14 protein-coding genes and 1 tRNA gene are annotated in these 19,680 nt (G+C 66.6%); 2 read left to right on the forward strand and 13 right to left on the reverse strand.

From position 1 onward, the window contains the following. Positions 1–12: 12 nt before the first annotated feature. The 7 genes from ACQCSY_RS03400 to ACQCSY_RS03430 all read right to left on the reverse strand — a co-directional run bounded on the left by ACQCSY_RS03400 (position 13) and on the right by ACQCSY_RS03430 (position 9,968). Positions 13–2,721, reverse strand: a complete 2,709-nt coding sequence (locus tag ACQCSY_RS03400) for a LuxR C-terminal-related transcriptional regulator (protein ID WP_427133192.1) — start codon at positions 2,719–2,721, stop codon at positions 13–15. Next, on the reverse strand, positions 2,708–5,452 hold the full coding sequence (locus tag ACQCSY_RS03405) for a LuxR C-terminal-related transcriptional regulator (protein WP_427133194.1): 2,745 nt from the start codon (positions 5,450–5,452) through the stop codon (positions 2,708–2,710). Before ACQCSY_RS03405 ends, ACQCSY_RS03400 begins: the two co-directional genes overlap by 14 nt. 163 nt (positions 5,453–5,615) lie before the next feature. After that, positions 5,616–6,203, reverse strand: a complete 588-nt coding sequence (gene pth / locus ACQCSY_RS03410; protein WP_427133196.1) for an aminoacyl-tRNA hydrolase — start codon at positions 6,201–6,203, stop codon at positions 5,616–5,618. 132 nt (positions 6,204–6,335) lie between these two features. Then, positions 6,336–6,923, reverse strand: a complete 588-nt coding sequence (locus tag ACQCSY_RS03415) for a 50S ribosomal protein L25/general stress protein Ctc (protein WP_427133198.1) — start codon at positions 6,921–6,923, stop codon at positions 6,336–6,338. A gap of 267 nt (positions 6,924–7,190) precedes the next feature. Then, entirely contained in the window at positions 7,191–8,171 is a 981-nt protein-coding gene (locus ACQCSY_RS03420) for a ribose-phosphate diphosphokinase (RefSeq protein WP_427133200.1), read from the reverse strand. Positions 8,172–8,176: 5 nt separating this feature from the next. Continuing rightward, positions 8,177–9,676, reverse strand: coding sequence for a bifunctional UDP-N-acetylglucosamine diphosphorylase/glucosamine-1-phosphate N-acetyltransferase GlmU (gene glmU / locus ACQCSY_RS03425; protein ID WP_427133202.1), 1,500 nt, complete (start codon positions 9,674–9,676; stop codon positions 8,177–8,179). A 220-nt stretch (positions 9,677–9,896) separates the two neighbouring features. After that, positions 9,897–9,968 (reverse strand) — tRNA-Gln (locus tag ACQCSY_RS03430). Positions 9,969–10,170: 202 nt separating this feature from the next. Between ACQCSY_RS03430 and ACQCSY_RS03435 the strand changes: the two genes are divergently transcribed. Continuing rightward, positions 10,171–10,770: a TetR/AcrR family transcriptional regulator gene (locus ACQCSY_RS03435; RefSeq protein ID WP_427135645.1), complete on the forward strand. Its 600-nt coding sequence runs from the start codon at positions 10,171–10,173 to the stop codon at positions 10,768–10,770. Positions 10,771–11,130: 360 nt separating this feature from the next. On the opposite strand, the gene ACQCSY_RS03440 is transcribed toward ACQCSY_RS03435, so the two are convergent. The 6 genes from ACQCSY_RS03440 to ACQCSY_RS03465 all read right to left on the reverse strand — a co-directional run bounded on the left by ACQCSY_RS03440 (position 11,131) and on the right by ACQCSY_RS03465 (position 18,323). Beyond that, complete coding sequence (locus tag ACQCSY_RS03440) at positions 11,131–12,960, reverse strand: ABC-F family ATP-binding cassette domain-containing protein (protein WP_427133204.1); 1,830 nt, start codon at positions 12,958–12,960, stop codon at positions 11,131–11,133. 68 nt (positions 12,961–13,028) lie between these two features. Continuing rightward, entirely contained in the window at positions 13,029–13,991 is a 963-nt protein-coding gene (locus tag ACQCSY_RS03445; protein ID WP_427133206.1) for a 4-(cytidine 5'-diphospho)-2-C-methyl-D-erythritol kinase, read from the reverse strand. Between the two features lie 79 nt (positions 13,992–14,070). Next, a complete protein-coding gene (gene rsmA / locus ACQCSY_RS03450; protein WP_427133208.1) occupies positions 14,071–14,994 on the reverse strand; it encodes a 16S rRNA (adenine(1518)-N(6)/adenine(1519)-N(6))-dimethyltransferase RsmA in 924 nt (307 codons plus the stop codon). Positions 14,995–15,052: 58 nt separating this feature from the next. Next, complete coding sequence (locus ACQCSY_RS03455) at positions 15,053–16,225, reverse strand: ubiquitin-like domain-containing protein (RefSeq protein ID WP_427133210.1); 1,173 nt, start codon at positions 16,223–16,225, stop codon at positions 15,053–15,055. A 280-nt stretch (positions 16,226–16,505) separates the two neighbouring features. Continuing rightward, complete coding sequence (locus ACQCSY_RS03460) at positions 16,506–17,393, reverse strand: TatD family hydrolase (protein WP_427133212.1); 888 nt, start codon at positions 17,391–17,393, stop codon at positions 16,506–16,508. Positions 17,394–17,479: 86 nt separating this feature from the next. After that, a protein-coding gene (locus ACQCSY_RS03465; RefSeq protein WP_427135584.1) for an IS5 family transposase occupies positions 17,480–18,323 on the reverse strand; the annotation gives its coding sequence in 2 pieces (ribosomal slippage) (positions 17,480–18,016 and positions 18,018–18,323; 843 coding nt in all). Positions 18,324–18,589: 266 nt separating this feature from the next. Between ACQCSY_RS03465 and ACQCSY_RS03470 the strand changes: the two genes are divergently transcribed. Next, on the forward strand, positions 18,590–19,678 hold the full coding sequence (locus tag ACQCSY_RS03470) for an AAA family ATPase (RefSeq protein WP_427135647.1): 1,089 nt from the start codon (positions 18,590–18,592) through the stop codon (positions 19,676–19,678). Positions 19,679–19,680 lie beyond the last annotated feature (2 nt).

Genomic DNA, 19,680 nt, shown 5'->3' on the forward strand with positions numbered 1-19,680 from the left:
TCCCGGCGATCGCTACCTCCCGGCGATGCCGGGGAGTTGCTCGCGACCCTTGACGTTGAGCTTGGCGTAGCTTCGATACAAGTGGCCTTCGACGGTCCGGACAGATACCTGGAGTTCGGCGGCGATCTGCCGGTCGCTGAGGCCTCGGACCGCGAGGGCCACAATGTCGCGTTCGCGGCGGGTCAGGATCCCTAGGAAGTCGTCGGGCTTCGCCGTCTCCTCGCCGGGCATGTCGTCGGCCCGGTCCAGGCACCGTTTCCGCTGGGAATTCGCCATGCGTTCCCTCAAGGTGTCTCCGGCGGCCCGGAAGGCGTGGGCGGCAGCGTCGTAGGCAAGGGCGGCGAATCCCCAGAGTTCCGCGGATTCACAGCTCTTCGCGGCCTCCAGGTGGTCCGCGGCCAGGTCGGTGCTGATGGCTCCGGCATAGGCGCAGATCGCGGCCGCCCTGCGGCCTTCGAGCTCCGGCTGGAGTTCCAGCAGTCTCGACGCCGAGTCCACGTCCCCCAGTGCCAGGCAGAACGCGAGCGCATCGAGTTCAAGGCCCGCGGTGTTCGCGTCGGCATCGGGCCGTCCCAGCTTCTTGAGTTCCGCTATTGCGCCAGGATAGTTGCCGAGGCGGGCTTTGCCGTAGATGACCGCCATCCCGGACAGTGTGCGCATGTACCGGGAGACAGCCGCGGGGCCGGATTCGTAGTCTGCAAGAAAAAGCGCGGCCTTCTCCTTGGCGCCGACTTCGGCAGCGGCGGCGAAGGCCATTGCGGCCGTCAGGCCGAAGAGCTGCTGGGGATCAGTCAAGCGCAGCGCTTCCAGCGCGGCGCTCAGGGTATTCAGGGCCTGGCCGGCCTTCCCCTGGTACAGCAGCGTGATGCCGTGGGCCGCGTGGACTCCCCCGCCGAAGGAGATCAGGCTGGGTCCGGACGCCGCCACAAATCCCGCCAGGAGGGTTTCCGCAGCCTGCCAGTCACCTCCATGGATCGCAGCGGCGGCCGAACGGACCACGAGAAAATCGGTAAGGAAGTAGAGTTCGTCGTGTTCGGCGCCCGCCGCCTCCAAGGCCTCGGACATGACAGTGAAAGCGCTCATCGGTTTGCCCTGGACGAGCAGCCGTTCCGCTTCCAGGGATAGCCGGAACGCCGCCTCAAGGTTGTTGGCAGGCGGGCGCGGGGCGTCAGTCTGCCCGTCCGCAGCCGGGCCGGCCTCCTGGTATTCGCCGGCCAACGCAAGAACCATGCTGTACATGGTGTCCCAGCGCTCCCTCGTGGCCGCCAGAATGCCCTCAGCATCCTCGGGATGGTTCTTCGCCAGCCGCTCGCCCGCACGCAGCAGCACGCCGGCGCGGTCCATGATGTCCGTCGGCGTGTGGCCCAGCGCAGACAGTACAGCTGCCCACAGCAGCGTCCCCGCAAACAGGCTGGCGACGCTGTTGCCCCGGCCGAGATCGGCCTCAAGGATATCCCGGGCCGCTGAATAGTCGGAAGTGTTGTAGTGGGTCCGCGCAATAACCGCCCGGGCCGCCATCTGCAGTTCCGGATCCTTGACCAGCGCCGCGGCCTTGCGGGCCAGCTCGTCTTCAAAGAGCCGGCTGGCCAGGACGGCGGCCCTCAGTAGCTGGCGGTCCTCGATCTCCGCTCCGCATTCCATCGACCAGCTCACGTTCCGCAGCAGTCCTTCGGCCGACGTCGGCTCGCTGTCCATGAGGCGCAGGAGGCTCTGCCGGAGCTGGAGACTCCTCGCGGGGGAGATCAGGTTCCGCAGTGTGTCCCCATAGATGGCATGCCACAGTCGCAGTTCGGGAATGGCGGAGTCCGATACGCGGATCAGCTCGCTGTCGATCAGCGCCCCTACCGCGTCTTCACCCACTACAGCCTCGATCAGTTCCCTGGACACCGGCTCGGCCAGCGCAACGAGGTTCAGGGCTTGCCGCTCTTCCGGCGATCGCCGGAGCAGCTGCCTGCGCACCACATCTGTCAGCCGGTCCCCGTGACTGTTCAGCTGCCGGGTGAACAGCCACACGCCGTTGCGCCGGAGCAGCGTGCCGTCGTTCCGGGCGTCATCAAGGAGGCCGTTGAGCAGCAGCGGGTTGCCGCCGGAGGCATCCCAGAGGATCTCGGCGACATTTGGCAGAACCTGGGACCCGAGTTCGCGCTCCAGCATTTCCGTCGTCTGCAGCAGCGTCAGCGGCCGCAGGTCATGGCGTTCGGCGATGCCTTCAAACCACAGCTGAAGGAGCGGTTCCGGTAGTCCAGGACGGGCGGCTGCGCCCACGAGCAGTTTCACCCAACCCGCCGCAGCGAGTTCCGCCAGGATTCCCGCCGTCGCTTCGTCAAGGTCGTGGGCGTCGTCGACAATCAGCAGCAGGGGCTTCTGGGTTGACCGTTTCTCTTCTTCCAGATGGGACCACAGGGTCCTCAGGACCGCCAGCTGCGAGGTGGCCTCCTGCACCGGCAGGCCGACAATGAAGGGACCGAGCACCCCGTACGGCACGTTCGTCAGCGAGGGACTGCCGTGGATCCGCACAGGCGTCACCTCGGAACCGAGTTCAGCCACGACCGCTTCGATGAGGGTGGATTTTCCGATGCCGCTGTCTCCGAGCAGGAAGACGGCCACGTGGCTGCCTCCCTGGAGGGCCTCCACCGCCGATTTCAGGTCATCCGACCGCCCGGTCAAGGCGCGGGACGCCTCGGTGCCGGGGTCGCCCGCGGGGGCCCTAAATGAGTCCAAGCAGATCACTTCGCGATGAAACGCCGAGCTTCGTGAACACCTGATACAAGTGGCCCTCGACTGTTCTGACGGAAATGCCCACTTCCAGGGCAATGTCCTTGTTTGAGACACCGCTCCCGGCAAGGGTCGCTATTTGCCGCTCCCGTTCCGTCAGGAGCGGACCCTTGTTCCGCGGAATGATCGGCAGCGCCGGAACAGACTCCGAAAGGCTCTCCAGCATGCTGTATGCGACGTTCGCGCTCGCGGTCAGGCCTGCCGTCTTGGCGAAGTCGAATGCCAGCGCGGCGCATCTCGCCTGGACGGCATCGAGTTCGAGTGCGACGGCCTGTTCGGCGGCCTCGAGCATGATTGAGGCGTCCTTCTTCCTGCTGCCGACCGCGATCGTCCGGGAAAGCTCCGCGAGCGGGCCCTGCCGCAGCCCGGCGATTTCCTCCATGAAGTGGAAGTCCTTGGTGGTCCCGTTGACGGTGGCACCGAGCATGCAGATGCCGGCCAGGGTGTAGCGGCCTTGCCTGAAATGCACTTCAGCGGACCGCACCAGCCTTTTTTTCGCCTCGGGGTCGCCCAGCCACCGCGATGCCATGTCCATGCAGAATTCCGTAGAACTGCTGATTGCGAAGCGGGCCGGCCCGTCGGCCGACCGGGCCCGGTCCAGGTAGATCGTTGCCTGCATCGAATTGCCGGTCTGCGCGTAAGCGAAGGCGGTCGCGGCATAGGCCTGCCGCAGCGACTGCAGGCTCGACCGGACCTCGAGCTGGGCGATAGCGGCAAGCAGCGGATCAAGCGCCATGTAGCCACGGCCGGCATAGACGTAGGCGAGTCCGACTGCCAGGTCCGTCGCGGCGCTGCCGGAATGCAGCCCGTGGCCGGCCCGGCCGCTGGCGTCCTTCAGCATATCTATGCTCTGGCGCCAGAGTCCGGACAGGAGCAGGACGTTGAAGGACCGCCATGCGAAGTTCTCGCGGATCCGCGGAACGTTGGACCACTCGCCCAGCTGCCCGCCGATTTCCCGCATGAGCGTGCGAGCCTCGAGCTCCTTGCCCGTCATGCACAGCGCTTCCATCAGGATGATCGACGTCCTGAGCCGGTGCACGGGATCGGCGCCCTGGACGTCGGCCGTGGCCGCAGCAATGAGCCTGTCCATCATGGGCTCGTAATGACCGATGAAGGACAGATAGTTGAACTCGCAGAGATCCAGGCACAGTGCCGCCCGTGAGAGCTCATCAGGGGCGGCGGGAGGTTCGCTCAGGCTGAGTTCTTGGAGCCGGACCCTGGCCTGCCGGACCAATTCGGGGACCTTCTCGGACCGGTCCTCCAACCAGGCCATGCAGTCGGCTTTCGCCGCAACGAATTCAGCAAAGCTTCCGGCGCTGAGGGCGTCGATCTGCCGCTCCGAGACGTCGTCTAACGCCGACATAGCCTGCAGCGGCAGGCCCAGCTGCAGGTACGCCGCCGATTTCTGCAGCTGCCCCTCGCCCCACTCGTCGTCCCCCGGGCTCAGGCTGCTGGCACATTTGAGGGCGAATTTCGGGTCAAAAAGTTTGACGGCGGCGCTGGCCGCCGCCAGCGCATGCGCCGGCGCGAGCTGGGCCTGGCAGTCATGGGTCCACGCCGCGTAGGCTAGCAGGTCTTCCACGGTCAGCTCGCCAAGCTCATGCTGCTGGTGTCCCGGGACCTTGTCCCTCAGCTCGAGTCGACGCTCCACGCTGAGCCAGTTGCGGACGATGTCGCCGAGGTAGCGGTCACCCAGTGTGACGAGGTGCCGCTCAGTGCGGTCGACGACGATCTGGCCCGCATCTTCCATATCGGCTATGACGCCCGGGCTGTACATCCTCGCGAGCCGGGACAGGGGCAGGGTCCGGGCACAGGACAGGACGTCGATGACCTCACGTGCCACGGGCGACTCCCGGGCATACCGGGCCCTGACAATGTCCTCCAGCGCCGTTCGACCGTCGAGCACGACCTCATCGAGCAGGGTCCACACCGATCCGGACAACACAAGGTTTCCCCGTTCAATCTGCTCCGAGACTACGGCCTGCAGCAGGGTGGGACTGCCGCCGACCAGCTGGTGCATCTGGCTCGCCAGGGCACTCGACACCCGGTGGCCCAGCGCGGACTGCAGCACCTCCAGGGTTTCAATCTCGGTCAGGTTCGCGAGCCGGACCTCGGCGAGCTGTCCGGACGTGATGAGCCAGTAGAAGTCGGGAGGGAGGTCCGTGGTGCGCTGGGCCGTGGCAATGAGCCGTGCCGTCTGGGTCTGGAGCAGGTTCAACAGGACACCGGTACTCAGTTCGTCCAGGGCGCCGGCGTTGTCCAGCAGGATGACGCACTTGCGTCCGGCGGCGTCGTCGCGGATCAGCGATGTGATGCCGTGCAGAATGGCGGTCGGTGATCCGAGCGAGCTTTGTGGGAGCCGCGCGAGGGTGAATGCAAGGCAGCCGTACGGTGTGGCGGAACCGGGCCCCGTGCTCCGGAGCTGGAGGGTGTAGACATCCGGGCCGAATCCCGCGAGGGCCGTCCGCCCGACGAGGGTCTTCCCTACGCCGCGGTCACCGGTGATGACGACGCCCATCCGATCCGGCGCGAGCAGTTCGTTCCGGACCCGGTCGGCGTCGGCGTTGCGCGCCAGACCGGACCATCCGTGCCTGTTGACCGGACCGGCAGCATGTTCTTCTTCGGCGGGTGCCAATGTAGTGGAAACATTCCCCCAGCCCAGCGAATCCCTCGACATGTAGTTTCCTTCGTACTGCTTTGCGGACAGTAACCCCAGACTGTCCACTTAGAAGTAGCGTATCCCTATCCCCCGACATGAGAGTAGACAGATCATAGCTGGAATGCCGGATGCTTGGAAAGAAACCCGGCCGTGCGGGTCCGCCCGGGTCTGGCGGGCGCGGCTACGGGGCCTTCGCCGGATGGAACTTTTGTTGGGCAGCGAGCAGGCCTTCCCTGACCAGCGCTTCCACGGCCTCTGCCGCGGAGTCGATGAGGAAGGGCAGTTCCTTCTTCTCCGGGGCGGAAAAATCCCTCAGGACAAAATCCGCGGTGTCCATCCGCCCGGGCGGCCGCCCAATGCCCACCCGCACCCGCAGGTAGTCCTTGGTGGCCAGGGCTTTGGAGATGTCCCGCAGGCCGTTGTGGCCGCCTTCGCCGCCGCCGATTTTGAGTTTCACGCTGTTGAAGGGGATGTCGATCTCATCGTGCACGGCGACGACATGGCCGGGATCGACGTCGTAGAACTTGGCCAAGGCTGAAACCGGGCCGCCGGAGACGTTCATGTAGCACAGGGGCTTGGCGAGCACGATCCGGGGCCCGCCGATGCCGAGGCGTCCTTCGAGGACCTGGGCCCGCGACTTGTGAGACTTGAAGCCGCCGCCGACGCGGGAGGCGAGTTCGTCCAGGACCATCTGTCCGACGTTGTGCCGGTTGTGGCTGTAGTCGGGTCCCGGGTTGCCAAGCCCTACGATCAGCCAGGTGTCGGTCATGGATCAATCCTTCTATGAGCAAGGTCAGGTGGGCCGGGTCAGCCGCTGGCTGCGACGGCGGCGGCGTACGGGCAGCGGAGACGACGGCGGCCGGGCCCCAGAGGGACCCGGCCGCCGGTGAACTCGCCGGAATTACTCGGCTGCAGCCGGGGTGGCGCCTTCTGAGGCCTCTTCCTCGGTGACCTCGGTGGCCTCGGAGATGTTGACAACAAGCGACTCAGCGTCAGCCAGCAGGACTGCGCCCTTCGGCAGAACCAGGTCCGAAGCGTAGATGTGCTCGCCGGCGGAGCGGCCTTCGATGCTGACCTCGACGGCGGTCGGCAGGTGGGTTGCCTCAGCCTCGAGGGAGATGACGGTCATTTCCTGGTTGAACACGTTGCCGGGGGCCAGTTCGCCGGTGAGGTGAACGGGGATGTCAACGGTGACCTTCTCGCCCGTGCGGACGGTCAGGAGGTCGAGGTGTTCGATGATCTGCTTGATCGGATCGCGCTGGATGTCCTTGACCAGGGCCAGGTGCTCTTCACCGTTGATGTCCAGGGACAGCAGGGCGTTGGCAACGCGGACAGCCAGGGTGGTGGACTTGGCCGGGAGCGTGATGTGGATCGGCTCTGCGCCGTGACCGTAGATGACGGCGGGGATCAGGCCGGCCATGCGGGCGCGGCGTGCAAAGCCCTTGCCGAATTCAGTGCGGACTTCTGCTGCGAGCTTCTGCTCAGACATGTGTATCTCCTCGTGGACTAAACGGTGCTCAGCAAGGGCGGAGGTCTGTTTGCGACCTTCAACGCCGGGTGGCCGTACGGCCGCCCTTCCGAAGGGAGATTCAGACCCAGTCGATAACGGAGACCAGCAGTCCGGTTTCCCGGAGGTGCTCTCCCTCGCCAAGGTTTCGGTACAAGGCTACCAGCGGGTGCATGGATTCACGAAAACGGGGCGGACCCGGCGGAGGTATCCGCCGGGTCCGCCCCTTCCTGCTTACGGACGAAGGGCTCAGGCCTGGCCGTCGAACAGGCTGGTCACCGAGCCGTCGTCGAACACTTCGCGGATGGCGCGGGCGATCAGCGGTGCGATGGACAGCACGGTGAGCTGCGGGAAGTACTTGTCCGCGGTGATCGGCAGCGTGTTGGTGACAACAACTTCGCGCGCGCCGGACTCGGACAGCCGCCGGGCCGCCGGATCCGAGAACACGGCGTGGGTCGCGGCGATGATGACATCCTTGGCACCCGCGTTCTTGAGCACCTGGACCGCGCCGGAGATGGTTCCGCCGGTGTCGATCATGTCATCGATCAGGACGCAGGTGCGGCCCTCGATCTGTCCCACCACGGTCTTGGAGACAGCCTGGTTGGGAACGGTGAGGTCGCGGCTCTTGTGCACGAACGCCAGCGGCGCACCGCCGAGCCGCTCGGCCCACTGCTCGGCGACCCGGACCCGGCCGGTGTCCGGGGAGACCACGGTGATCTTGTCGGATCCGACCCGGGTGCGGATGTAGTCCGCCAGGAGCGGGATGGCCATGAGATGGTCCACCGGGCCGTCGAAGAAGCCCTGGATCTGCGAGGTGTGCAGATCAACGCTCATGATGCGGTCCGCGCCGGCGGTCTTGTACAGATCGGCGACGAGGCGTGCCGAGATCGGCTCGCGGCCGCGGCCCTTCTTGTCCTGCCGGGCGTAGGGGTAGAACGGGGATACCACGGTGATGCGCTTGGCGGAGGCCCGCTTGAGCGAATCGATCATGATCAGCTGTTCCATGAGCCAGTTGTTGAGCGGGGCCGGGTGTGCCTGGATGACGAAGGCATCGGTGCCGCGGACGCTCTCGCCGGCCCGGACGTAGATCTCCCCGTTGGCGAAGTCATAGGCGTCCAGTGGCAGCAGCTCGGTTCCCAGCTCCTTGGCGATCTCCTTCGCCAGCTCGGGATGTGCGCGCCCCGCGGCAAGCACCAGCTTCTTCTCGCCGCGTGCCGTAATTTCGCTCATGATTGCTAGCCCTCTTCTGTCGATGCCGGAGTAGTGGAGGATGATGGGTCGGCGTCTGCTGCGCCTGCGACCCGGGCGAGGGCGGCGGAGAGCGTGCCCGGGCGGTTCGCGACGACCCAGCCTTCCGTGTTCCGCTGGCTGGCCAGGGACAGGGCCAGGGCGCCTGCCGGGACGTCGTGGCGAATCACTGCGCCGGCGCCGCTGTAGGCGCCGTCGCCCACCTGGACGGGGGCCACGAAAACGGTGTTGGAGCCGGTGCGCACGCCGGAGCCGATGACCGTCCGGTGCTTCTTCTCGCCGTCGTAGTTGGCAGTGATGTTGCCGCAGCCGATGTTCGTGTCTTCGCCGATCTCCGCGTCGCCGGCGTAGCCGAGATGGGAGAGCTTGGAGCCGCGGCCGATCGTGACGTTCTTGGTCTCGTAAAAGGCGCCGATCTTGCCGGTCTCCCCCAGGACGGTGCCGGGGCGCAAATACGTGAACGGACCGACGCTCGAGTGCGCGCCGATCGTGGAGCCCGAACCGTGGGTGCGGATCACCTTGGCGCCCTCGCCCACCTGGACGTCGGTCAGCGTGGTGTCCGGGCCGACGACGGCGTCCCGCGCCACCGTGGTGGTGCCGTGCAGCTGGGTGTTGGGCAGCAGGCGGACGTCCTCGTCGAGCGTGACGGTGGAGTCGATCCAAGTGGTGGCGGGATCCACGACAGTGACGCCGGCCCGCATCCACGCCTCGACGGTGCGCCGGTTGTGTTCGGCGCCGAGGGCCGCAAGCTGGACGCGGTCGTTGGCGCCTTCCACCTGCCAGCGGTCTTCCGTGACGACGGCGGCGACGCGGCCGCCGGCGGCACGCGCCAGGCCCAGGACGTCAGTGAGGTACTTCTCGCCCTGGGCGTTGTCGGTGGTGACGTGGACCAGCGAGGCGCGCAGCACGGCGGCGTCGAAGGCGTAGATGCCCGAGTTGATCTCCCGGATCCCGCGTTCGGCTTCCGTGGCGTCCTTGTGCTCGCGGATGCCCGTGACTGTGCCGTCCGCGGCCCGGAGGATCCGGCCGTAGCCGGTGGCGTCCGCCAGGACGGCGGTGAGGACTGTGACGGCGTTGCCGTCCGCCTCGTGCGTGGCGACCAGTTCGGCCAGCAACTGGCCGGTGAGCAGTGGGACGTCGCCATAGGTGACGACGACGGTTCCGCTGAGCGAACCATGGGGGTCGAGCGCGTCGAGCGCCTCGAGGGCGGCTTCCACGGCACGGCCCGTGCCGGGGACCTCGTCCTGGTCGACGATCAGGGCGTCCGGATCGTGGGCGGCGATGTGGGAGGCCACGAGGTCGCGTTCGTGCCGGACAACAAGCGCCAGTTCGCGCGGATGGATGGTGCGGGCGGCCTGGAGCGCGTGGCCGACGAGGGACCGGCCGCCGATCTCATGGAGAATCTTGGGGGTACGGGATTTCATCCGGGTACCGGCACCTGCAGCTAGGACAATCACGGCGGCTGGGCCGGTGTTCTCGGGGCTCACGTACGGGCTCTCCTTGCTCAGTGGCCTGCTCTGTGCCGCTGCTGGGTGGATCTGGGTGGCCCGCGGCTGAGGCCCGTGGTGCACCTCGGTTGCCGGATCCGCGCGGCCACCTCCGGACCGGAATCCGGTCACGGAATCAGCTTCATCCTACTTGACTCCGGCCAGGCGCGGGCGGGGCCGCCCCTGCCAGGATCGCAACTGAGGCTTGGACCCGCGACAGTTCCGCCCATAGGACTCGAACCTATACTCCACGGCTCCAAAGGCCGGGGTGCTGCCATTACACCAGGGCGGACCATACCCAGGCGTTGAGCCTGTGGCACGAGAACCAATTCTGCCACGAAGGTTGATAGTCGTGCGACTCAGGGCCCGAGAGCCGCTGCGGAACGGCAGTAAGGCATGATGGACCTGTGAGCAAGAGTGCAGCCGCATCCGGCGGGGTGGACGACCGGAACGGCAGGCCGGCGCGGGCCCCCGGCTACATCCCCAGGGCCCGCATGACAGGCCCGCAGCGCCGCACCCAATTGATCGGAATCGGCCGGGGGCTTTTCGCCCTGCGTGGCCTCGACGGCACCACCATCGAGGAAATCGCCGCGTCCGCGGGCGTCTCCAAGCCGGTGATCTACGAGCACTTCGGATCCAAGGAGGGCCTGTACACGCAGGTGGTCGAGCACGAATTCCGGATCCTGCTCAGCTCCATCAATGACGCCCTGGCCGAGGACGCCAAACCCCGCGTCCTGGTGGAGCGGGCCGCCCTTGCCCTGCTGAGCTACATCGAGGACCGCACCGACGGCTTCCGGATCCTCATGCGAGACGCACCGCCGTCGCAGCCTGAAGGGGCTTTCTCCACCTTGCTCTCGCATGTGACCGCACGCGTGGAGCACATCCTGGAGGATGAACTCGCCCGCCGGGGCTTCAGCACCGCCGACGGCGCGATGTACGCCCAGATGCTGGTCGGGATGGTCGCGATGACGGGCCAGTGGTGGCAGGACAGCCGCCAGCCGGACAAGCGCGAGGTGGCCGCGCACCTGGTGAACCTGGCGTGGAACGGCCTCACCGGGCTGCAAAAGGATCCGGAGCTCAAGAGCGAGGACTGAGCGGACGATGTCCGATGCGTGCTTGCCAGTCCCGGAGGACATGCCCATCCTGGCTTCCAGCGATGGACATAGCACCAATATGTCCATCCCTGGCCCGCACCGAGGGACATCCCGGACAGGTTTCGAGGTGCCAAGGGACATGTCCGGCCATGGCTCCGGGCGCTGGGTATGTCCCGCGCTTACCGTAGGCGACCATCCAGCGGACATGCCCATCCCTGGCTTCCAGCGATGGACATAGCACCAATATGTCCATCCCTGGCCCGCACCGAGGGACATGCCCTGAGGTTCTTCGACGCTCCGAGGAACATGCCCATCCATGCCACGGAAAATTGGACATGTCCCTCGGTCATCGGCAGCAGGTTACTCCCCCAGGACTTCCAGGGCTTCCAGCCATTCGAGTTCGAGGGCTTCGCGTTCTCCGGCGAGGTCCTTGAGCTTCTTGTTGAGGTCTGCCAACTGGCCCGCGGCTGAGGGGTCGGCGGCCGCCGCCGTCATCTGGGAGTGGATTTTGTCTTCCTGCTGCCTTAACTTGCCCAGCTGGCGGTCGATCCGGTTCTTGGCCTTGCGGGCGTCCCGCTTCTCCGCTTCCGAGGGGCCGGACGTTGCCGCTGCCGTCCCTGAGCTTGAGGCTGTGACCGGGTTGCCGCCACCGGTGATGGTGGAGCCGGCCAGCGCCGATTCCCGCAGTTCGAGGTACTGGTCAACGCCGCCCGGCAGTCCGCGGATCTTGCCATCGCCCAGGAGTGCCATCTGGTGGTCCGTGACGCGTTCGAGCAGGTAGCGGTCGTGGCTGACCACCACGAGGGTGCCGGGCCAGCCGTCCAGCACGTCTTCCACGGCAGCGAGGGTGTCGGTGTCGAGGTCGTTGGTCGGTTCGTCAAGCATCAGCACGTTGGGCTCCCCCACCAGCAGGCGCAGGAGCTGGAGGCGGCGGCGTTCGCCACCGGAGAGGTCCTTGACCATGGTCCACTGCTTCTGGTTGGTGAAGCCAAGCTGCTCCACGAGCTGGCCGGCGGTGAATTCCTTGCCGCCCACGTTGAAGGAGCGCTTTTCGCGCTCGATCACTTCGATGACGCGGAGGTCCGCGACGTCGTCGAGCTCCTTGACCTCCTGGGTCAGCACGGCGGTGACGACGGTCTTGCCGCGCTTGACCTTCCCCGCGCTGGGCTGGATCTCGCCATTGAGCAGCTTCAGCAGCGTGGTCTTGCCGGCGCCGTTGACGCCCACGAGCCCCAGCCGCTCGCCCGGCGCGAGGCGCAGCGTGATGTTGTCGAAGAGCTTCTGCCCGGCTTCGCCACCCAGGAAGTCCAGCGAGACGTTCTCCAGGTCCAGCACGTCCTTGCCCAGCCGGGCCGTGGCCATCTTGCTCAGCGCCATCGAGTCGCGGGGCTCGGGGACATCGGCGATCAGCGCGTTCGCCGCCTCGATGCGGAACTTCGGCTTGGCGGTGCGGGCCGGGGCGCCGCGGCGCAGCCAGGCAAGCTCCTTCTTCACGAGCTGCTGGCGCTTGCTTTCCACCACGGATGCCGAGCGGTCGCGCTCGGCGCGGGCCAGCACATAGGCCGCGTAGCCGCCGTCGAAGGGGTCCACGATCCCGTCGTGGACTTCCCAGGTCTGGTTACAGACTTCATCAAGGAACCAGCGGTCGTGGGTGACCACGAGGAAAGCGCCCTGGTTGGCGCGCCAGCGGGTCTTCAGGTGCCGGGACAGCCACGCGACGCCTTCGACATCGAGGTGGTTGGTGGGCTCGTCAAGCATGATGACGTCGTGGTCCTCGATCAGCAGCTTGGCCAGGGCCACGCGCCGCTTCTGCCCGCCGGAGAGGGCGTGGACGTTGGCGTGCCAGTCGACGTCGGACACGAGGCCGCCCATGACTTCGCGGATCTGCGGGTTGCGGGCCCATTCATGGTCCGCTTGGTCGCCGACGATTGCGGCGCCGACGGTGAGGTCGCCGTCGAGCACGTCGCTTTGGTCCAGGTACCCGGTGTTGACGTCGCCGCGTTTGGTCACGCGGCCGGAGTCGGGGGTGGCCCGCATCGACAGGAGGCGCATCAGGGTCGACTTGCCGTCGCCGTTGCGGCCCACCATGCCGATCCGGTCGCCCTCTTCAAGGCCGAGGGTAACGCCGTCGAGGACGGTGCGGGTTGCATACGAGACTGTGAGGTTCTCGCCGCCGAGCAGGTGTGCCACTGGGAACTGCTTTCTTCGGAATCAGGTATCTCGGTGTCGGGTGTTTCGGTTCATATCGTCAAAAGCTATTAAAGGAGCGTATCGGAGATGATGCGCGCCCCGTGCACCGGGCCGTGGACGGCCATGGCATCAAGTCCGTGATGGCGGAGGTCCTCGGCCAGGCCCGCGGCCGCCGCCGGGCTGTGCGCGAGGAACGCGAGGGTGGGTCCGGAGCCGGAGACGATGCCCGCGATGGCGCCGCAGGACTCGCCGAGTCCCAGGGTGTCCCGCAGGCCGGGGGCCAGCTCGATGGAGGCGCGTTGAAGGTCATTGACCAGGACACGGCTCAGCGCGTCTGCGTCCCCGCCGCGCAATGCCTTGAGGATTCCGGGGTCCACGGCCGTGGGTTCCTCGATCGCCACGCCCTCGGCCGCGCGCAGCCGGTCCAGGGTGCGGTAGACCTCCGGGGTGGGCAGGCCGAAGTCGGCCGTGACGAGGACCCAGTCCGTCTGGGCCTTCACGAGGGCCGGCGAGAGGTCATCACCCACGCCGAGTCCGACGGCGGTGCCGCCGAGGAGGGAGAACGGGACGTCGGCGCCGAGTTCGCCAGCCAGATGGGCGAGCTCATCGCGGGAGAGCCCGCTGTTCCACAGCGCGTCGCAGGCCAGCAGGGTGGCGGCGGCGTCGGCGGAGCCGCCGCCCATGCCGCCGGCCACGGGCACCCGCTTGGTGATTTCGAGGTGGACCCCCGTGGAGTGCTCCGAGACGTCGGCCATGATGGCCGCAGCCTTGTACGCCAGGTTGCGTTCATCGAGGGGGATGTCCACGCCGTCCAGGTCCAGCGTGCTCGCCGGGCTCATGCTGACGGTTATTTTGCCGGTGTCCGTGCTGGTGGCGGCGACCTCTTCGTAGAGGGACACGGCCAGATAGACGCTGGCCACTGAATGGTAGCCGTCGGCACGCAACGGTCCGACGTCCAGTGAGACGTTGACCTTGCCTGGAGCCTTGACCCGGACAGTCCTCGCGGCAAAGCGCCCTCTCACTGCGTTCATGGCTCCACGCTATGGCATGGCGTGCTCCGCCTCCAAGCGTGGGACGCAAGCTCCGCGCGCGATGACCGTCCGGACGCGCTCAGGACTCCGGCTGCCTCTGGGCTTCGGCGATCCTGGCAAATGCCGCGATGTCGATCACTTCGCCGCGGGCCGTGGGGTCGATGCCGGCGGCCCGCAGGCAGCGTTCCGCCTCGGCGGCGCTTCCGGCCCAGCCGGCCAGCGCCGCCCGCAGCGTCTTGCGGCGCTGCGCGAAAGCCGCATCGATGACGGCGAAGACCTGTTCCCGGGTGGCGGTGGTGACGGGCGGTTCCCGGCGGGTGAAGGCGACAAGGCCGGAGTGGATCTTGGGAGCGGGCCAGAAGACGTTCATGCCGATCACGCCGGCCTTGCGCATGCTGCTGTACCAGGCAGCCTTGACCGACGGAACGCCGTAGGTCTTCGAGCCTGGTCCGGCCGCGAGCCGGTCGGCGACCTCGTCCTGGACCATGACGAGGCCGTGGCGGAGGCCGGGGAAATGCTGCAGGAGGTGCAGGACCACCGGCACGGCAACGTTGTAGGGAAGATTCGCCACGAGCGCGGTCGGTTCCACCGGAAGCTGCGTCACCTTCATGGCGTCGGCCAGGACCAGGTGGAAGTTCGCGACGGCGTCGGGGCGCCACTCGCTGACCGTGGCCGGGAGCCGGTCCGCGAGGACCGGATCGATTTCGACGGCGACGACGGACCGGGCGGCGTCCAGCAGGCCCAGGGTGAGGGATCCCAGCCCGGGCCCGACCTCGAGCACCGTCTCCTCGGCCTGGATGTCCGCGGCGGCAACGATCCGCCGGATGGTGTTGCCGTCAATGACGAAGTTCTGGCCCAGCGTCTTGGTGGGACGGACTCCGATTTCCTCGGCCAGGCGGCGGATGTCGGAGGCGCCCATGAGCGGTGCGGGCGCGTTTCCGGGGGCTCTGTCTGGCGCGGTGCCGCGCGCGGTGCCGGGCGCGGAGGGGGTCGGTTCAGTCACCTAGGTATCCTATCCCGTCCGCCTGGCACCGCGGCCGCGGCCAGCCGCTGCGGCCTGGCTAGCTGGAGGCGGCCCAGCCGCAGCCCCAGGGACCCAGGCCGGCTTTGGCGTAGTACGCGTTGGCAACTGCGATCTGCTGGGCCTTTGAGGCCTGGCTGGCGTTCGGGGCATAGGCTCCGCCGCCGTTGGCCAGCCATGAGGAAACATCGAACTGCAGGCCGCCGTAGTAGCCGTTGCCGCTGTTGATGGACCAGTTGCCGCCGGACTCACACCGGGCGATCTTGTCCCACATGCCTTCGTTCATCATTGCCGGGGCTGCAGCGCCGGTGTTGCCCGCGGCGGCCTTGGGCTTGTCCTTGGTGCCGACGGTGACCCTTTCGGTGACCGGCTGGGCGCTGACGGACTCTGATACCAGCGTCCGGGACGCTTCGCGGCCGTCGACGAGGACCAGCTTGAAGCTCTTGTTGGTGGTGCCGGCAACGCCTGCCTCGGTGACAGTCTTCTCACCCTTGAACATGTCGGCACTTTCGGTGGTAAGGGTCTCAAACGGGACGGGCTCGGTGGTGTCGGCCGTCTTGCTGGCGTCCACGCGGGAGACCTTGATGACCATGTCATTGACCACCGGGGCGTTCCCCGGCTGGGAGATGCGGTCGCTGGCGCCCAGCGAGAGGCCGGCATGATCGAGCACCTGGGAGACGGTGGCCGCCGTCGTGGTGGCCTTGGTGGCGTTGCCGTCCGCGACGATGCTCACGGTCTTCGGCGTCGAGATGGCCACGAAGGAACCGGAGACGGACAGCTGGGCGTCCTTCGGGACGGACACCTGCGAGGCGCTGGCCACGCCGAGTTCCGTCACGAGTCCTTCGACGGTGGGCGAGGTGGTGTTAATGGTCCGCTCCGCGCCGTCCAGGCTGACCTTGACGGCCTTGGCGAGGTTGACGTTGATGACCGATCCGTCCTGCACATGGGAGTCCACCGAAGGCGACACCCTGTCGGATGGCTGCAGTTCAACCTTGGCACCCTTGACCACCTGGCCGACGGTTCCGCCAAAGGTCTGGACGGAGCTCACTTTCCCGTCAACATTGAGGGTGATCGTCTTGTTGTTGCCGACAAAGGCCACCAGGCCGAGCACGAGTGCCACAAGCACCACGAGCTGCGCGCCGACCTTGACGAAGCTGATCTTGCCGTCCGATGTGAAGAACTTGACCACGATTGCCCGTATCTCTTGGACCATCCGGGCACGGGGAATAGCGCACGGGATCACCCTCCGCGAACACCCCAGGGCAGCTCCGGACGGGGTCCGGCTGTTCGCGGCAGATGCGTGCACTGCCACACTCACAAACGAGAGCGCACATGTGGTTTGTTGGCCACGATGCACGCCCTGCTGAAGTGAAATTATCCGTAGGCCTTCCCCGACCCCGGCTAATAGTTGTCCACTGTAACCGTAGCGTTATAAAGCAGCCAAGATTTTGTGCATACCCGGTATTCCCGGACGGAGTCCGAAAACTACTAATTTAATCCCAGGATCCGTACGCCTCCCCGGTATTTCCGGCGATTTGCGCACACAGTCCGGAGAGCTCCCATCCAGTCAATTCCGCCATGGCCCGCACGGTGTACGGGACCATGTAGCTTGCATTCGGGCGCCCGCGGTGCGGGTGCGGCGTGAGGAAGGGCGCGTCGGTCTCGACAAGGATCCTGCCCGGCTCCGCGATGGCCAGGGCTTCGCGGAGATTCGATGCGTTCTTGAACGTCAGGGTCCCGGCGAAGGACATGTACCAGCCCTCCGTGTTGCAGATCCGGGCCAGCTCCTCGCCGCCCGAGAAACAGTGGAAGACCACACGTTCGGGGGCCCCTTCCTCCCGCAGCACCTGCACGACGTCGTCATGGGCATCCCGGTCGTGGATCTGCAGGGTCAGTCTGAGCCGCTTGGCAATATCGATGTGGCGGCGGAACGAATACCGCTGGTGGGCCAGCCCATTCCCCTCGGTCCGGAAGAAGTCGAGGCCGGTCTCGCCGATGGCCCGGATCCGCGGGTGGGCGGCCAGCGCCTCTATCTCGGCCAGGGCGTCCTCCAGCTCACCGCGGCGGGCGTAGTCCGGGGCGTCATTGGGGTGGATCGCGACGGCACCGAGCAGCCGGGAGTCCAGCTCGACGGCCTCGACCGTGAACCTGGACGATTCGAGGTCGCACCCCACCTGCACGGCACCCTGGACGCCCACCGCCTCGGCGGCGTCGAGGGCGGCCTTGACGCTCACCGTCAACTCAGCGTCGGGAAAGTCCAGATGGGCGTGGTTGTCCATGACCGGAACGGGCAGGGGTTCCGGCGCCGGCGGATACCCGCTGCGTCCGGTGCCGTCGCTGCCGGGCACGCGGAACGGGACGGGGGTGAGGGGATTGAACATCCTTCTACCTTAATCGGCCACGCCGGAGATTACGGGCCGGGCAGCCGAGATTTACCCGGAAGTCTCTGTCAGCTCCGGCAGTTGTGTTAGGGCGTGTCTCCTAATCGTGTGCTCCAGATGACGACGGCGTGCAGAACGGCCGCTGAGCGGTAGGTGAGGGCCAATTTGTCGTAGCGAGTGGCCAGGGAGCGCCATTGCTTGAGGGTGTTGAAACTGCGTTCGACGACATTGCGCCGCTTGTACGCGTCCTTGTCGTAGGTGACGGGCCGTCCTCCGGAGGAGCCCCTGCGTTTCCGGTTGGCTTTCTGGTCGTCCTTTTCGGGGATGACGCATTCAATGCCACGCCCGCGCAGGTAGCTCCTGATCGCTTTGGATGAGTAGGCTTTGTCAGCCATGGCCCGGTCCGGGCGGCTGCGGGGCCGGCCGGGACCTTCCCGTTCGACCTTCAGGGCATCCATGAGGTTTTCAAACATGGGCGAGTCCCCGCCCTGCCCGGGCCCCAGGAGCAGGACCAAGGGGCGCATGTTGCCGTCAACCAGGGCATGGATCTTCGTGGTCAGGCCGCCGCGGGAGCGTCCGACGGCATGATCATCCGGCTCATCAAGCAGATTCCTGTAATTCGAGAGGTCCCCCTGTGTGGCGGGGAAGGTTCGTGCCGTGCTGGTGGGCACGGTTGACCGTGGAGTCCACCGACACCTCCCAGTTGATCAGCCCTTGTGCGTCGGCACGGGTCAACAGCGCAGCCAGCACCCTGTCCCAGGTCCCGCTGGCGCTGTTGCGGCGGTGGTGCTTCCACACGGTCTTCCACGACCCGAAATGGGAAGGGAGATCCCGCCACGGGATACCTGCCCGGTAGCGGTAGATGATGCCCTCTGTCATCAACCGGTGGTCATTGAACGGCCGCCCCGGTTTCCCCGACGAATCAGGCATCAACGGGGCAATGAACTCCCACTGGGCATCGGACAACAAGGCATAACGCGAACTCACCACTCAATTTTGCCAAAAAGCCACCCCCAGCATTAGGAGACACGCCCTAGTACCCTGATAGGAATAGGCGAACACCCAATGAGGGGCCCGGCAGCCATTGCCGATCCGCTCCGGGACGCACCAGGGCTGAAAGGCTGCCGATGGATTATCACCGCACTTCCGTTGACGAAGTCCTCCCCGAAGGACAGCGCCTCCGGGACGGCCCTGCCATGGAGGGAAACGCAGCGGAACGCCGGTCCGCGCCGCACGCCCCGGCGGCCATGGACGCCCAGGCCTTCCACTCGGCCAGCACCCGGATCCTCACGGCCATCAACACCGTGATCGATGGCAAGGCCGAAGCGGCCAAGCTGGCTCTCACCGTGCTCCTGGCCCAGGGCCATCTTCTGCTCGAAGACGTCCCGGGCGTGGGCAAGACGCTGCTCGCCAAGACCTTGGCCCGCAGCATCGACTGTTCCGTGAGCCGGATCCAGTTCACGCCGGACCTGCTGCCCTCCGATGTCACGGGCGTGTCGATCTACAACCAGTCGTCCCGGACCTTCGAGTTCCGGCCCGGCGCGGTCTTCGCCAACATCGTCATCGGCGACGAAATCAACCGTGCCTCGGCCAAGACACAGTCGGCCCTGCTGGAGTGCATGGAGGAGCACCAGGTCACGGTGGACGGCAAGTCCTACAAACTGGATGAGCCGTTCATGGTGGTGGCGACGCAGAATCCGATCGAGATGGAGGGCACCTACCCGCTTCCGGAGGCGCAGCGCGACCGTTTCATGGCGCGGATTTCCATGGGGTATCCGGACAAGGACTCCGAGATGGAGATGCTGGAAACCCACCAGGCGACGTCCCCGCTGACCCGGGTGACCGCCGTCGTCACTGCGGCGGAAGTGGCCGCCATGATTGCCTCGGTGCAGCAGGTCTACGTGTCCCGGTCGATCAAGGAATACACGGTATCCGTGGGACGTGCCACGCGTGAAAGCGGGATGCTCAGGCTCGGCGCCAGCCCCCGGTCCATGCTGCAGCTGCTGCGCGCCGCCAAGGCCACCGCCTCCCTGGAGGGCCGGGACTTTGTCCTGCCGGACGACGTCGTCAGCGTCGCCGAAGCCGTGCTGGCCCACCGGATCATCCTTGACCGCAAAGCCGCCAGCACGGGCGAGACGCCCCAAAGCGTCATCCGTGCCATCCTCGCCAAGATCCCCGTCAGCCCGGAGGTAACCTCCGGCGCTTCCAGCGGGGGCCGTGCCGGTCGCGACAAGGCCTCGGCCCTGGCGGCGGCACCGTCGCCCACGCTGCCTAATCGAAGCTAGGA

It is taken from the genome of Pseudarthrobacter sp. S9 (assembly GCF_050156545.1).
Classification (GTDB): domain Bacteria; phylum Actinomycetota; class Actinomycetes; order Actinomycetales; family Micrococcaceae; genus Arthrobacter.